Source organism: Streptomyces sp. NPDC047982 (assembly GCF_043204165.1).
Taxonomy (GTDB): domain Bacteria; phylum Actinomycetota; class Actinomycetes; order Streptomycetales; family Streptomycetaceae; genus Streptomyces.
In genome coordinates, this window is record NZ_JBIDBS010000019.1 from 111,040 (window position 1) to 125,529 (window position 14,490).

Annotated in this window: 11 protein-coding genes and 1 pseudogene; 9 read left to right on the forward strand and 3 right to left on the reverse strand. The window is 71.6% G+C overall.

Features of this window, described 5'->3' with window-relative positions:
• The first annotated feature begins 6 nt into the window (after positions 1-6).
• Together ACGF2V_RS23190 and ACGF2V_RS23195 are read left to right on the forward strand one after the other, a co-directional pair.
• Positions 7-2,100, forward strand: coding sequence for a biotin carboxylase N-terminal domain-containing protein (locus ACGF2V_RS23190; RefSeq protein ID WP_362709322.1), 2,094 nt, complete (start codon positions 7-9; stop codon positions 2,098-2,100).
• The gene (locus tag ACGF2V_RS23195) at positions 2,097-3,305 is read left to right on the forward strand and encodes an acyl-CoA dehydrogenase family protein (protein WP_362709325.1); all 1,209 of its coding nucleotides are present in this window, start codon (positions 2,097-2,099) and stop codon (positions 3,303-3,305) included. Before ACGF2V_RS23190 ends, ACGF2V_RS23195 begins: the two co-directional genes overlap by 4 nt.
• A gap of 360 nt (positions 3,306-3,665) precedes the next feature.
• Here ACGF2V_RS23195 and ACGF2V_RS23200 read toward each other — a convergent pair whose 3' ends face one another.
• Complete coding sequence (locus tag ACGF2V_RS23200) at positions 3,666-4,148, reverse strand: hypothetical protein (protein WP_362709328.1); 483 nt, start codon at positions 4,146-4,148, stop codon at positions 3,666-3,668.
• Between the two features lie 401 nt (positions 4,149-4,549).
• Here ACGF2V_RS23200 and ACGF2V_RS23205 point away from each other — a divergent pair, with 401 nt between their 5' ends.
• Positions 4,550-5,107, forward strand: a complete 558-nt coding sequence (locus ACGF2V_RS23205; protein ID WP_362709330.1) for a DoxX family protein — start codon at positions 4,550-4,552, stop codon at positions 5,105-5,107.
• A gap of 119 nt (positions 5,108-5,226) precedes the next feature.
• On the opposite strand, the gene ACGF2V_RS23210 is transcribed toward ACGF2V_RS23205, so the two are convergent.
• The gene (locus ACGF2V_RS23210; RefSeq protein WP_362709333.1) at positions 5,227-6,528 is read right to left on the reverse strand and encodes a cytochrome P450; all 1,302 of its coding nucleotides are present in this window, start codon (positions 6,526-6,528) and stop codon (positions 5,227-5,229) included.
• Between the two features lie 435 nt (positions 6,529-6,963).
• Between ACGF2V_RS23210 and ACGF2V_RS23215 the strand changes: the two are divergent.
• The 5 genes and pseudogenes from ACGF2V_RS23215 to ACGF2V_RS23235 all read left to right on the forward strand — a co-directional run.
• Positions 6,964-7,256 (forward strand): annotated as a pseudogene (locus ACGF2V_RS23215) (XRE family transcriptional regulator); the annotation flags it as partial.
• Positions 7,257-7,550: 294 nt separating this feature from the next.
• Positions 7,551-8,291 carry an enoyl-CoA hydratase family protein gene (locus tag ACGF2V_RS23220; RefSeq protein ID WP_362709373.1) on the forward strand — a complete coding sequence of 247 codons (741 nt, stop codon included), beginning with the start codon at positions 7,551-7,553 and terminating at the stop codon, positions 8,289-8,291.
• A complete protein-coding gene (locus ACGF2V_RS23225) occupies positions 8,279-8,872 on the forward strand; it encodes a TetR/AcrR family transcriptional regulator (protein WP_362624240.1) in 594 nt (197 codons plus the stop codon). The genes ACGF2V_RS23220 and ACGF2V_RS23225 overlap by 13 nt, the downstream gene beginning before the upstream one ends.
• Before the next feature lie 125 nt (positions 8,873-8,997).
• Entirely contained in the window at positions 8,998-10,503 is a 1,506-nt protein-coding gene (locus ACGF2V_RS23230; RefSeq protein ID WP_362709336.1) for a serine hydrolase domain-containing protein, read from the forward strand.
• A gap of 17 nt (positions 10,504-10,520) precedes the next feature.
• Positions 10,521-12,170 (forward strand): alpha/beta hydrolase, encoded by a 1,650-nt coding sequence (locus ACGF2V_RS23235; RefSeq protein WP_362709339.1) that lies wholly within the window; start codon positions 10,521-10,523, stop codon positions 12,168-12,170.
• A gap of 182 nt (positions 12,171-12,352) precedes the next feature.
• Here the strand turns inward: ACGF2V_RS23235 and ACGF2V_RS23240 are convergent, their stop codons facing one another.
• Positions 12,353-13,462 carry a citrate synthase 2 gene (locus tag ACGF2V_RS23240; RefSeq protein WP_362624246.1) on the reverse strand — a complete coding sequence of 370 codons (1,110 nt, stop codon included), beginning with the start codon at positions 13,460-13,462 and terminating at the stop codon, positions 12,353-12,355.
• A gap of 224 nt (positions 13,463-13,686) precedes the next feature.
• On the opposite strand from ACGF2V_RS23240, the gene pdxH reads away from it, so the two are divergent.
• Positions 13,687-14,313, forward strand: coding sequence for a pyridoxamine 5'-phosphate oxidase (pdxH, locus tag ACGF2V_RS23245; RefSeq protein ID WP_362709375.1), 627 nt, complete (start codon positions 13,687-13,689; stop codon positions 14,311-14,313).
• The last annotated feature ends 177 nt before the right edge of the window (positions 14,314-14,490 follow it).

Consider the following 14,490-nt stretch of genomic DNA (forward strand, 5'->3'; position numbering starts at 1 on the left):
CCGACGATGACCACACCGATCTCCGCGACGACCTCCACCGCGTCGTTCGCCCCACCGATCTCCGCGCTGCTCGTCGCCAACCGGGGCGAGATCGCCTGCCGGATCTTCCGCACCTGCCGCGCGCTCGGCATCGCCACCGTCGCCGTGTACTCCGACGCGGACGCCGGCGCGCTTCACGTACGGGAGGCCGACACCGCCGTACGGCTGCCGGGCGCGGCCCCGGCCGACACGTACCTGCGCGGTGACCTCGTCGTACGCGCCGCCCTCGCGGCGGGCGCCGACGCCGTCCACCCCGGCTACGGCTTCCTCTCCGAGAACCCCGGATTCGCCCGGGCCGTGCAGGACGCCGGACTCGTGTGGGTGGGACCCCCGCCCGAGGCCATCGAGCTGATGGCCTCCAAGACCCGCGCCAAGGAACTCATGGCGGGGGCCGGGGTGCCGCTGCTCGCCCCCGTCGACCCGGAGCGCGCCACCGAGTCCGACCTGCCGCTGCTGCTGAAGGCGGCGGCCGGCGGCGGTGGCCGCGGAATGCGGGTCGTACGCGAACTCGGCTATCTCCCAGCCGAGTTGAAGGATGCCTCCGCCGAGGCCGAGGCGGCGTTCGGGGACGGGGAGGTCTTCGCGGAGCCGTACGTGGAGCGCGGGCGGCACGTCGAGGTGCAGATCATGGCCGACGGGCACGGCGGGGTCTGGGCACTCGGCACCCGCGACTGCTCGCTCCAGCGACGCCACCAGAAAGTCGTCGAGGAGGCCCCCGCGCCCGGACTCGACGACGCGCTGCGGACCCGGCTGCACGACGCCGCCACGGCCGCCGCACGCGCGGTCGGCTACCGGGGCGCGGGCACCGTCGAGTTCCTCCTCGCCCCGGACGGGCGGCCGTACTTCCTGGAGATGAACACCCGGCTCCAGGTCGAACACCCCGTGACGGAGGCGGTGTTCGGGGTCGATCTGGTCGCCCTGCAACTGCGTGTCGCGGAAGGCGAACCCCTGCCCACCGCCACACCACCGCAACCGCACGGACACGCGGTCGAGGCCCGGCTCTACGCCGAGGACCCCGCCCGCGACTGGCAGCCGCAGACCGGAGCACTGCTCGCGCTGGAGGTGCCCGACGAACCCGGATTGCGTCTCGACACCGGATACGTCGGCGGCGACACGATCGGCGTGCACTACGACCCGATGCTCGCCAAGGTCATCGCCCACGCCCCCACCCGCGACCGGGCCGTACGCCTCCTCGCCCGCGCCCTGGAACGCGCCCGCGTGCACGGCCCGGTCACCAACCGAGACCTGCTCGTACGGTCCCTGCGCCACCCCGACTTCCGGGCCGCCCGCCTCGACACCGGCTTCTACGACCGCCACCTCGTCGCCCTCACCCCGCCCCCCGGCCCGGAGGAACTCCGCCTCGCCGCCCTGGCAGCCGCCCTCGCCGACGAGGCCGCCCGCCGACAGGGCCCCGGACCGGGCCCGGTCCGCTTCGGCGCCTGGCGCAACAACCCCTCGGGGCCCCAGGTCAAGCGCTACCGCGCCGAACCCGACGGCTCCGAGCACGAGGCCGCCTACCGCACCACCCGCAACGGCCCGGTCCCCGAGACCGGCGAACGGGTCGTCGCCGCCCGCCCCGACCACGTCACCCTCGAAACCGACGACGGCGTCACCCGCCGCTTCGCCGTCACCGTGCACGGCGACACGGTGTACGTGGACACCGCCACCGGCTCGTACACCCTCACCGCCCTGCCCCGCTTCACCGACCCCGCCGACCGCACCGAACCCGGCTCCCTGACCGCCCCCATGCCCGGCACGGTCGTGCGTATCGCGGACGGCCTGGCCACCGGGGCGGCGGTCGAGGCCGGGCAGCCACTGATCTGGCTGGAGGCGATGAAGATGGAACACCGCATCCTCGCCCCCGCCTCCGGCACCCTCACCGCACTCCACGCCGCCCCCGGCCTCCAGGTCGAGGTCGGCACCCTGCTCGCCGTCGTGCGGGACACGGACGTACCGGACGTACCGGACGCACCGGACGTGGCGGCCGCACCCGATGCGGCCGTACAGGTCACGCAAGACGTCACGCAAGACACAGCCGTACAGGAGGAAGCAACGCCATGAGCACTGTCCTCGAAACCGAAGAGCACCGGGCCCTGCGCGCCGCCGTCGCCACCCTCGGCAAGCGGTACGGACGCGACTACATGACCGCTGCCGTGCGCGACGGCTCCCACCCCCACGAACTCTGGTCCGAAGCCGCGAAGTTGGGCTACCTCGGTGTGAACCTGCCCGAGGCGTACGGCGGCGGGGGCGGCGGCATGGCCGAACTCTCCATCGTTCTGGAGGAACTGGGCGCGGCGGGCAGCCCGCTGCTGATGATGGTCGTCTCCCCGGCGATCTGCGGCACGGTCATCGCCCGCTTCGGCACCGAGGAGCAGAAGCGTCAGTGGCTCCCCGGCCTCGCCGACGGCAGCCTCACCATGGCCTTCGGCATCACCGAACCCGACGCCGGTTCCAACTCCCACCGCATCACCACCACCGCACGCCGGGACGGTTCCGGAGCGGACGCCGACTGGCTGCTCACCGGGCGCAAGGTCTTCGTCTCGGGTGTCGACATCGCGGACGCCACCCTGATCGTCGCGCGCACCGAGGACGCCAGGACAGGACGCCTCAAGCCCTGCCTGTTCATCGTCCCGCGCGACGCTCCCGGCTTCGAACGTTCGCACATCGACATGGAACTCCAGGCGGCGGAGAAGCAGTTCGAACTCGTCCTCGACGACGTGCGGCTGCCCGTGGACGCCCTGGTGGGAGGGGGTACCTCCCGCTCGAGCGAAGCCGAGAGCGGGGGAGCGGACGCCGGACTGCTCCAGCTCTTCGCCGGGCTCAACCCCGAGCGCATCATGACCGCCGCGTTCGGCATCGGCATGGGCCGTTACGCGCTCGCCCGCGCCGTCGACTACGCGAAGACCCGGCAGGTGTGGAAGGAACCCATCGGCGCCCACCAGGCCATCGCCCACCCCCTCGCCCAGGCCCACATCGAACTCGAACTGGCCCGGCTGATGATGCAGAAGGCCGCCCGTCTCTACGACGACGGCGACGACATCGGCGCCGGGGAGGCCGCCAACATGGCGAAGTACGCGGCGGGCGAGGCGTGCGTGAGGGCCGTCGACCAGGCCGTCCACACCCTCGGCGGCAACGGACTCACCCGTGAATACGGCATCGCGTCCCTGATCACGGCGTCCCGCGTCGCCCGGATCGCCCCCGTCAGCCGGGAGATGATCCTCAACTACGTGTCCCACCAGTCCCTTGGGCTCCCCAAGTCGTACTGACGGCGGGTGCCGATGTAGTGGGACCAGTGGGGGACTTCAGCGCCAACGTACGACCGCCCCGATCGGTCAAAAGCGAACCAACCGGGGCGGTCTACTCAGACTACTGTGCAGGCTGTCCGCTGCCGGGACATGTGTCGTCGCCGCTGCCGTTCGCCTGGTGGATGGTCGTTGGCGTGCCGGGCTCGCTTCCTACGCCCGCGCCGCAGACGGGGCAGGCGCCGGCACACAGGCCGGGATCGAAGCGGTGACTGGTCGTGTCGCACATATCAGTTCCTCCTTGCTGGGGCGGGGCTGACAGAGGTGGTGCGCTTGCACTCCGTACCCGGCCGGGCGGTCGGCCGCCCGGCCGGGCAGAGAGAGTCAGAAGGAGCCCTGGAGCTCGAAAGCCTGCCCGCCCTTGTCCTGGCCGGGGCGTGCTGTGTGCTGGATCAGCATGAAGATTCGGGAATTGCTGTGGAACATCAGGCCCACCCCGGGGTGGGCATTTGGTTCGGCTGCCCTCTCACCGGTCGTGTAGGTGTAGACCTTCGAGATCTCGGCGTTGCCGGAATTGGTGAGCACCGCGGCAAGATACTGCTCTGCTCGCGCGGGGGTGATCTTTCCGTCGTCGTACAGATCCGGGAGCGGAACTTCCGCAGGCGGCACGTCTGTCACGGGTACTTCGGGCTGATCGTAGTCATCGCTGAGAGCCGCGGCGGTGATGGCTGCCCACAGCTGTGCCCCGCTGCTGAAGGTGACGTGGAGACCGTATGGGCGACCCTCCTGCCAGGGTTCGGCGGCCGTCACGTCGGGAGCCTTGAGGAGGGCTTCGACGGCGAATTCCTGGAACCTCTGAGGGCGCATTTGTGATCATTCCTTCCGTGGCGGCCGAGCCAGTCTAGGCGGGAGCACAGTCCGTATACGGGTGGTCGACGCTGAGTCGGTGGGCCACTTCTGACGCCCGACTTCGGGGGTGGGTCCGCTCGCGACTGGTCGGTGCGATCAAGCTGCCGCGAGCGGCAGTCACAACCCCGATCACCCATGGCCGACAACGCCGCAAGCGAGCGTGTCGTTGAAGCTTGAGCAAGGGGCAGCCGGCAGGACGGTGGGGCGCCCGGATGCACGGTCCCGGCGGCTGCGGCAGGATCGGTAGTGACAGGCGGCTTGTATGCCCGCGACATTGCGCGGGCTCGCCGCCGACCGGTGCCTCGGCGTCCGGCCGAGCTGGGGGTGACGCCTTTTCGGCGTTCAACCGGAGCTTTCTCATGATGACCAATCGCATCCCGAACCGCCTTGCGCGTCCGACGGAACCGGTGGCGCGCGACACCGCCGCGCCCTCGGCGTCCGCAGCCGACTGCGGCCTTCTGCTCATCAGACTGACCTTTGGGCTGCTGATGGCGGGGCACGGCGCGCAGAAACTGTTCGGTCTCTTCGGGGGCCACGGCCTGACGGCGACCGGCACGGGCTTTGAGTCTCTTGGGTTTCGCCCGGGGAAGCTCTTCGCGGTGATCGGTGGCGGGTCCGAGTTCCTGGGTGGCCTCGGCCTTGCCCTGGGGCTGTTCACCCCGCTGGCGGCCGCCGCCCTGATCGGCGTGATGATCAACGCCATGGTGACCGTCACCGGCGCCCACGGCCTGTGGGACACGGACGGCGGCGTGGAATACAACGTCTGCATCGCCGTCGTCGCCCTGTCCATCGCCGCCATAGGCCCGGGTCGGCTCGCCGTCGACCGGATCTTCCGCTGGGGCGACGGCGGCTGGCCCGAGGCGGCCTTCGCTCTGGGGCTGGGCGGCATCGCCGCGGTGATCACCCTGAGTCTCTGAGAACGCACACCGTCTCTGAGAACGCACACCGCGTCGCGTGCCGCCGCGCGACGGCCTCAACGACGGGTACGGACCCGTGGTCCTTGATCAGAACGCATCGCGCCCCTGCCCCTGCCCCCTCAGCTGCGCAAGGTGGCACGCAGGCGCAAGCCGACGGTTGTGAGACCTCCGAACGTGGTGACCTGATAGCCGGGTTCCGGTCCGGGCGGCTCGCTCACGTGGTAGCGGCGGGCGGTCTGCGCAGTCAGCAGCGTCAGCATCGCCATCGCCAGAGCGGCTCCCTCGCAGCCATGCGGCCCGGTACCGAAGGAGAGGAAGACCTCGGGTTTCGCCGGCGAGCCCGAATCCTCGAGCCAGCGTTCGGGCTGGAACTGGTCCGGCTCGAAGTGTTCCCGGGCGTCGCGGTGGGCGGTGTAGGGGCAGACGAGAACGGTGGACCCGGCGTCGATGGTGTAGTCGGCGAGCTGAGTCTGTCGCGTGGCGCGCCGGGTCAGTAGCCAGCTCGGGGGGTGCAGTCGAAGCACCTCGCGTACCAGGGCCTGGGTGTATTGCAGGCCGTCGAGGTGGGTGCTGGTCGTCGCGGCCGGGTTTACGGGCAGCAAGGCGGCTTCGGCCGCGACGCGACCCGCGGCCTGGGGGTACCGGGCCAGGTGGAGCAGGATCGATCCGGCTGCCCTGGAAGGTGTCTCGAAGGTGGCGACGGTGATTCCGGGGAGGCTGTCGAGGATGGCCTCTTCCGGCAGTGGACCGTAGCGGGAGGAGGGCCGGAGCATCTGTCCCAGCACGTCGTCTCCGAGGTGGCCCGATGAACGGCGCCGACGGACGACGGCCCGCAAAGCGTTGGTGAAGTCGACTTGCTGCCGTGTGCGGAACCGCCGTGCCGGTGTGGGGATCCAGCGCGGCCATACCCAGCGCGAGGGGCGTACGAGCATCTCCCGGGCCAGGAAGAGCCGTGAGGCGAAGGGCAGCAGGGTGGGAGCATCTTCGGAGAAGAGGTAGCGCACGCCGATCTCTGCGAGGGCGTGCCGGACCGGGGGAAGAATCTCGATGTCCTGGCCCGTGGGCCATTGGTCAGCAAATCGAGCGGTCCCGGGCGCAATCTCACCGACCCGGGCTGCAACCGCCTGCGGGCGCAGTCCGCGCATGCGGGCGGTGTGAGCGTGTGCCCGCTCCTCAGGCGTCGGTGCTCCGCTCGACCGCTTCAACGGCGGGAAGAGAGGCGAGCGCACCTTGAGGAAGTCCTGTGCGCGGCGCAGGACTTCTTCACACGGCCCGGCCAGGGCGGCTACGTAGACACCCGGCTCCAGCTGCCAGACGTCTCCGCACTCATCAGCGCCACGGCGCGCCAGTGCCAGCCGGTCGCGGCTCCAGGCCGCGAAGCTGCCTTCGGGCAACCGCTGCGGCTCATTCATTCGGCCCATGAGATCGTCCCTGACTCTCGTGCCTGTCCAGGTCGATACCGTCGGCAGCGTGACCGTGAGCCGGCGGGCGCCCGGGGGAGCCCGCCGGCAGTGCGGTCAGGTCCAGTCGTGTTCCCCGTACGCACCGTAGTGGCGCGTGAAGGACAGCTTGCGGAGCAGCTTGGCGAGCATGATGCACTCCTCTCGACTCTCTTCAGCACCCAAGTGCCGTGTATTTCATGTTTCCACACATGCCGCATATGTCATATCCGGGGCATCGACGGCCCGTATGGACAGGCGGACCGCCCCGTCCTCCGCCGCGAGAGGGCGGTTTCGTGCGTCCGCGGTCAGTTGTTGCCTCATGGAGGAAGGGCCTCACCCCATGCCCTGGCAGTGACGAGCTGACCAGGGAGGGACAAGGCCATGCCAACCGACGCTACCCCGGGACGCGTACACCGACCCGCACCGTCGACCGAGCACCTGGCGGCCAGGCTCGCGAAGGCGTGGGCCACCCGTCACCGGTCGGCGAACCACCGGGAGGCTCAGCCGAGTTGCTGCCCGATCTGATCCGCGACGCCCAACTCGCCGTGCCGCAGGCGGATTCCGCAGCGTCTCGGCGGGCCGCCCAAGCAGTGCTGGCCGACGTCTACCCGCTCTCCCAGTTCTTCAGCGCGTACCAGCCTGATGGTGCCCTGCTGTGGCGGGTGGCCGAGCGTGGCATGGTCGCCGCACAGGAGTCCGAGAACCCGCAACGACATGCCTCTCACTGCTGCCGCGTTACCGCTTCCCAACCCGATGTCCCTGTTCCCCGCACGGCAGCGGGGCGCGATGTGCGTCTGGTGCGGGAAGCCCCTCACCACCGGCACGGTCCGCGTCGGCATCATCGCCTCCGTCACGGTGTCCGGCCGGAACACAGAACCATGCAAGCGCGCTTGATTGTTCCGGGTTCCGCTGCCACGCTCTGCGGGACACCGTGGGACAACTCGGCGGGACCCCGGTGCCGCCCCCGGGGCGACCGCCCCCAGGACAAGGAGACGAACCTTATGACGTCGCTCGCCACCCCCGTCCACGACCGGGGCATCACCACTCTCGCGCTCGACTCGCCGGGCAACCGCAACGCGCTCTGCGCCGCGCTGGTCGGCGAGCTGTCCGCCGCGCTGGAGGCGTGCGCCGCCGACGACGCCGTACGGGCCGTGGTGCTCACCCACACCGGCAACACGTTCTGCGCGGGCGCCGACCTGACCGCGCCGCCCGACCCGGCGGCGTTCGTCGCCCTGATGCGGCGGATCGTCGCGTTGCCCAAGCCCGTCGTCGCCCGCGTCACCGGGCACGTCCGGGCTGGCGGGCTCGGGCTGCTGGCGGCCTGCGACATCTCCGTCGCCGGGCCCGACGCCTCGTTCGCCCTCACCGAATCCCGGCTCGGGCTGGCCCCCGCCGTGATCTCGCTGCCGCTGCTGCCCCGCACCGACCCGCGCGCCGCCGCCCGCTACTACCTGACCGGCGAACGCTTCGGTGCCGGCGAAGCGGCCCGCATCGGCCTGGTCACGCTCGCAGCCGAGGGGGACGTGGACCAGGCGCTCGGACCCGTGCTCGACGGGCTGCGCAGGGCCTCCCCGCAGGGGCTGGCCGCGTCGAAGGAGCTGGTCACGGCTAGTGTGCTGGAGAATTTCGACCGGTACACCGAAGACCTCATCGCCCACTCGGCGGCGCTCTTCGCCTCCGCCGAGGCGCGGGAGGGGATGACGGCCTTCATCGAACGACGGGACCCCGCATGGGTGCTGTGACGCCCCCCACCGACAGGACGCCCAAACAGGACCGCAGCCGGGCCACCCGCCGACGGCTCCTGGAGGCAGCGGTCGCCTGCCTCGCCGAACACGGCTGGGCGGGCTCCACGGTCTCGGTCGTCGCCGAACGCGCCGGGGTCTCGCGCGGTGCTGCCCAGCACCACTTCCCGACTCGGGAGGACCTCTTCACCGCGGCCGTCGAGTACGTGGCGGAGGAACGCTCCGCCGCTCTGCGCGCCCTGCCCGTGCAGGGCCGTACGGCCGTCGTCGCCGCCCTCGTCGACCTGTACACGGGTCCGCTGTTCCGCGCCGCGCTCCAGCTCTGGGTCGTCGCCTCCAACGAGGAGCAGCTCCGTCCCCGCGTCACCGAACTCGAAGCCCGCGTCGGCCGCGAGACCCACCGCATCGCCGTCGAACTCCTTGCCGCCGACGAGTCCAGACCCGGTGTGCGCGAGACCGTGCAGGGTTTCCTCGACATGGCGCGCGGCCTCGGCCTGGCCAACGTCCTCACCGACGACACCGCCCGCCGCCGCAGGGTCGTGGAGCAGTGGGCGGTGCTGCTGGACGAGGCGCTGGGCTGAGCCGGACACGGGCGGCGCCGCCTGCGGGACGTGCCCGATGTCGCCCATAAGTGGGGCTAGCACCAGGGGACTTGGGGTGGCAGTCGGAGTGATCGCCAAGGTTCGCGTCCCTAGCGTCAATAGGCGTGAGACACGAACAGAGCAGAGCAACCAGGAACCCCCTCGGAACCCCGCCCTCCGCCGGAGTTCTGCCCTTCTCCGGAACGAGTCGTACGGCGCCCCGCGCGGCGGTGCTGGTGGCGGCCTCGGCCCTGCTGGCGGTCGCCGTCCCGGCGGCGAACGCGTCGGAAACAACGCGTGCGTCGAGTACGTCGCGTGCTTCGGCTGCGGCGCGTGCTTCCGCTGCGGCCGACGGGGCGGGAGCGGCCCAGCGCACCACCTCGGCGCACCGGACGACCGGCGCACCGAACGGCTGCGACGCGGCGCGCACGGCGCTCGGGCGCTCCCTGGACACCCTCGTCACCCGGGACGGCATACCGGGCGTGGCCGCCGAGGTCACCGGCCGGGACTGCGGCCGGTGGACGGCGCAACGCGGCGTCGCCGACCTGGACACCGGCCGGCCGATGCGCGCCGCGGACCGGCTGCGGATCGGCAGCGTCACCAAGACCTTCACCGCCACCGTCGTCGTGCAGCTCGTCGACGAGGGCCGGATCCGGCTGGACGACCCGGTCGAGCGCCACCTCCCCGGACTGATCCGGGGCAACGGCCACGACGGCCGCACGATCACCGTGCGACAGCTCCTCCAGCACACCAGCGGGCTCCCCGACTACACCGAGGCGATCGTCGAGCGGCCCGTCGACGAGTGGCGGCTGCGCCACTTCGAGCCCCGGGAACTGGTCGCGACCGCGCTGGCGATGCCGCGCCCCGCCGCCGGGTGGCACTACTCGACCACCAACTCCGTGATCGCCGGGATGATCGTCGAGAAGGTCACCGGGCACGGCATCGAGGCGGAGGTGCGTCGCCGGATCATCGAGCCGCTCGGCCTGCGCGACACGTACTGGCCCGGCGACCGCACCCGTATCAGGGGCTCGCACTCGCGCAGCTACTTCCCCGCCGCAGGCTCGGCGGACGCCGCACGGCCGGACGGCACATCGTTGTCCGATGGCGCCGCGCTCTCCGACGGCACCGAGTGGAACATGAGCTTCGGCGGCGCGGGCGGGGCGCTGGTCTCCACGCCCGCCGACGTGAACCGGTTCTTCCGTGGCCTGCTCGGCGGGCGGCTGGTGTCCGCGCACGGGCTCGCCGAGATGAAGCGCACCGTCCCCGCCGACCCCGAACGGCTCTGGCCCGGTGCCCGTTACGGCCTCGGCCTGATCGCCTCCCCGCTGACATGCGGCGGCATGTGGTGGGGGCACGGCGGGACGGTGCCCGGCGGACACCGCGCGCTCGGGGCGATCGGCCCCGACGGACGCGGTGTCGCCCTCGCCCTCAACAAGGTGCCCGACAGTCAGCAGGCCGAGACGGACTTCCTCGCCGCCGTGGACGCCGGCTTCTGCCCCGCGGGCCGTGCCCCGCACGCGAGCAGCACCGACAGCACCACCGGCACCGATAGCACCACCGGCACCGACAGCACCACCGGCACTGAGAGCACCAACACCAACAGCACCGACCAGCTCAGGGAGACAGAGTGAACGCCTCGAACAATCGCTTGACCAGTTCGACGAGTCCGGCCGGGGCCGTGCGCCGAGCCTCCGCCGTCGGCCTCGCCCTGGCCGCCTGCGTCACCGCGTCCTCCGCGCTGGCCACGGCCTCGGCCGCCGCGTCCCCGGCGACCGACCGCGGGACGAACTCCGCCACCGCGACCACCGGCACCGCCACCGCCACCGCCACCGGGGTCGGCCTCGACCGCTACTACCGGCAGAACCTCGCCTGGGGAAGCTGTGTCACGGGCCCCGACGACACGGTGGGCCGCGAGCTGGACGAGGTCGGGGCCCAGTGCGCGGACGCGACCGTGCCGCTCGACTACACCAAGCCCGACGGCCGCACGATCACCGTGGCCATGTCCCGGCTGAAGGCCACCGACACCCGCCACCGCATAGGCGCGATGCTGCTCAACTTCGGCGGCCCCGGCGGCACCGCCATCGATACCCCGCCGCTCATGCGGAAGGCGATGAAGAACGTCGGCGCGCGCTACGACATCATCGGCTTCGACCCGCGCTTCGTCGGCCGCAGCACCCCGCTCGACTGCGGTTGGCCCACCGGCATCCTCTTCCGCTCGGCCGGACCCGACCGGGCGGGCTTCGACCGCCAGGTCGCGTTCCAGAAGGACCTCGCCGACAAGTGCCGGGCCACCAACGCGTCCGTGCTGCCGCACGTCACCACCCGCAACACCGCCCGCGACATGGACGTCATCCGGGGCGCGCTCGGTGAGCGGAAGATCTCCTACCTCGGCTACTCGTACGGCACCTACCTGGGCACCGTCTACAGCCAGATGTTCCCCGGCCGCTACGACCGGATGGTGCTCGACGGGGCGATCTCCCCGCAGGACTACGGCCCCGGGCTGCTGCGGGACGCGACATCCGAGAACGAACAGGCGCTCGCGGACTGGGCCACCTGGGCCGCCACCCGGGACGCCACCTATCACGTCGGCCGCACCCGCGACCAGGTCCTCGCCACCGTCGACCGCGTCACCGAGGCGGCCTCCCGTCGGCCGCTGACTATCGGCACCGGCAGCGACACGTACCGGGTCGACGCCTCCCACGTGCCACTTCTCCTCTTCATGATGCTCTCGGACGACAGCGACGCGTCGCGGGCCGAACTCGGCGCGGCGGTCTTCGTGCTGTCCGAGGCGGCGAAGGGGAAGCCCACCCGGCCGTCACCGGCATTCATTTCAAACCTGCGGCACGTGCTGACCGGCGACAATTCGCCGACCGGCAGCGTGCAGACCGCGATCCTCTGCGGGGACAGGGCCGCGCCCCGGAACCCCGAGAGCTACTGGCGGGACGTCGAGCGCAGCCGCGCCGCCCACCCGCGGTTCGGCCCCATGACGGAGAACATCACGCCGTGCGCCTTCTGGGACCGGCCCCGCGAGGAGCCCACCCAGGTGCGCCGCGACGTCCCGGCGCTGATCGTGGCCGCCACCGGCGACCCGCGCACCACGTACCGCAGCTCCGTCAAGCTGCACCGTGAGCTGCCGAGCTCCAAGCTGATCACCCTCACGGGCGCCAACCGCCACGGGATCTACGGCGACTACGGCAACGCCTGCGTCGACGACCAGGTCAACCGCTACCTCGCCACCGGAAAGCTGCCCGCGACGGACCGGACCTGCGCCAAGCGGACGACGGGCCGCCAGGACTGACGGGGCGTCCGGAAGGCCCGCCTCCGGGCCGGATCCGGTACGGGCTCCGGGCGGGTACGGCCCCGGGCGGGTACGGGTTCCGGAGCGTTCGACGAGGGCGGGGCGGGTCCGCCGCCCGGCCGGGTCCGCCCCGCCCTCGCCTCCGCCCCGTCGACCGGGCCGGAGGCAGCCCGGCCCGGGGCTCAGTTCCCCAGATCCGCGAGCTGTTCGTAGCCCTCGATCGACCGGGGGGCGCGCGGCCCGGGCCCGACGTAACGGGCCGTGGGCCGCACCAGCCGGCCCGTCCGCTTCTGCTCCAGGATGTGCGCCGACCAGCCCGCCGTGCGCGCGCATGTGAACATCGACGTGAACATGTGCGCCGGGACCTCCGCGAAATCCAGCACGATCGCGGCCCAGAACTCCACGTTCGTCGCGAGGACCCGGTCCGGGCGCCGCGCGTGCAGTTCCTCCAGCGCGGCCTTCTCCAGCGCCCGCGCCACCTCGAAGCGCGGGGCGCCCAGTTCCTCGGCGGTGCGCCGCAGAACACGGGCCCGGGGGTCCTCCGCCCGGTAGACCCGGTGCCCGAAGCCCATCAGCCGCTCGCCCCGGTCCAGGGCCCGCTTCACGTACGCGGTGGCGTCCCCGGTCCGCTCGATCTCCTCGATCATGCCGAGGACCCGGGACGGGGCGCCGCCGTGCAGCGGCCCCGACATCGCCCCGACCGCGCCCGACAGCGCGGCGGCCACATCGGCACCGGTCGACGCGATGACCCGCGCGGTGAACGTGGAGGCGTTCATGCCGTGCTCGGCGGCCGACGTCCAGTACGCGTCGACGGCCTTCACGTGTTTGGGGTCCGGCTCGCCGCGCCAGCGGATCATGAACCGTTCGACCACGGAACCGGCCTTGTCGATCTCGCTCTGCGGGACCATCGGCCGGCCCTGCCCGCGCGCCGACTGGGCGACGTACGACAACGCCATCACCGCCGCCCGTGCCAGGTCGTCGCGCGCCGTCCGCTCGTCGATGTCGAGCAGCGGTCCCAGCCCCCACACAGGCGCGAGCATGGCGAGCGCGGCCTGCACGTCGACCCGGATGTCACCGGAGTGCACCGGGATCGGGAACGGCTCGGCCGGCGGCAGACCGGGGCTGAACGCCCCGTCGACCAGCAGCCCCCAGACGTTTCCGAACGAGACATGACCGACCAGGTCCTCGATGTCGACCCCGCGGTAGCGCAGCGAACCGCCGGCCTTGTCCGGTTCGGCGATCTCCGTCTCGAAGGCGACGACCCCCTCTAGTCCCGGTACGAAGTCGGACATGGCGGCTCCCTCGGTCGACGGCTGTGCGGAGGCCACAGTGGCCTGCCCCAGGATATTGGCGGGTTACCACGACTCGGGGAAGCGTGACATCCGGCACGGCTCCCCTTCATCACCGATGACGGACAGACGCCCCCTCCTTGGCGGGCGAAGTCGACCGCTGCGGCAGGATGACCCCCGTGCCCACCGCAGACTCACGTTCCGATTCCATCACTGATCCGGCCGCTATGCGCGAGCAGTACCGTTCCGAGCCCTTCACCGAGGACTCGCTGGCCGCCGACCCGATGCAGCAGTTCGCCCACTGGTTCCGACAGGTCGCCGTCGGCGGGCTGCTCTACGAGCCCAACGCCATGGTGGTCTCCACGGCCACCCCCGACGGCCGGCCGTCCTCACGCACGGTGCTGCTGAAGAAGTACGACGAGCGCGGCTTCGTCTTCTTCACCAACTACGAGTCCCGCAAGGGCCGCGAGCTGGCCATGAATCCGTGCGTCTCGCTGCTCTTCCCCTGGCACCCCATGGCCCGCCAGGTCGTCGTCACCGGCACCGCGTCCCGCGTCGGCCGTGAGGAGACCGTGGCCTACTTCCGTACCCGCCCGCACGGCTCTCAGCTCGGTGCCTGGGCGAGTGCGCAGTCCACCGTGATCGGCACCCGCACCGAACTGATCGCGCGCTACGAGGAACTGGCCGCCCGCTACCCCGAGGGCGCACACGTCCCCGTGCCCCCGCACTGGGGCGGCTTCCGCGTCGTCCCCGCCACGATCGAGTTCTGGCAGGGCCACGAGAACCGGCTGCACGACCGGCTGAGGTATGTGCGCGAGGGCGAGAACTGGCGCGTCGAGCGCCTGTGTCCGTAGCGGACGCCCTGTCCTGCGGGTACTTCGGACACTGCGGGCACTTCGGATACTGCGGATATCGCGGATACGGGGGTATACGGCGCCGGAGACGCGGATACCGCGGTGTCCGCGCCGGACAAGCAGAAACCCGCAGGCTCTGGTCCCTCCTCACGGAGGAGCCGGCCGGACTTACCGGCG

Bases quoted from the DNA above. Each gene is read 5' to 3' on its own strand.
- ACGF2V_RS23190 (WP_362709322.1), top strand. From the start codon at position 7: ATGACCACACCGATCTCCGCGACGACCTCCACCGCGTCGTTCGCCCCA.
- ACGF2V_RS23195 (WP_362709325.1), top strand. From the start codon at position 2,097: ATGAGCACTGTCCTCGAAACCGAAGAGCACCGGGCCCTGCGCGCCGCC.
- ACGF2V_RS23200 (WP_362709328.1), bottom strand. From the start codon at position 4,148: ATGCGCCCTCAGAGGTTCCAGGAATTCGCCGTCGAAGCCCTCCTCAAG.
- ACGF2V_RS23205 (WP_362709330.1), top strand. From the start codon at position 4,550: ATGATGACCAATCGCATCCCGAACCGCCTTGCGCGTCCGACGGAACCG.
- ACGF2V_RS23210 (WP_362709333.1), bottom strand. From the start codon at position 6,528: ATGGGCCGAATGAATGAGCCGCAGCGGTTGCCCGAAGGCAGCTTCGCG.
- ACGF2V_RS23220 (WP_362709373.1), top strand. From the start codon at position 7,551: ATGACGTCGCTCGCCACCCCCGTCCACGACCGGGGCATCACCACTCTC.
- ACGF2V_RS23225 (WP_362624240.1), top strand. From the start codon at position 8,279: ATGGGTGCTGTGACGCCCCCCACCGACAGGACGCCCAAACAGGACCGC.
- ACGF2V_RS23240 (WP_362624246.1), bottom strand. From the start codon at position 13,462: ATGTCCGACTTCGTACCGGGACTAGAGGGGGTCGTCGCCTTCGAGACG.
- pdxH (WP_362709375.1), top strand. From the start codon at position 13,687: ATGCGCGAGCAGTACCGTTCCGAGCCCTTCACCGAGGACTCGCTGGCC.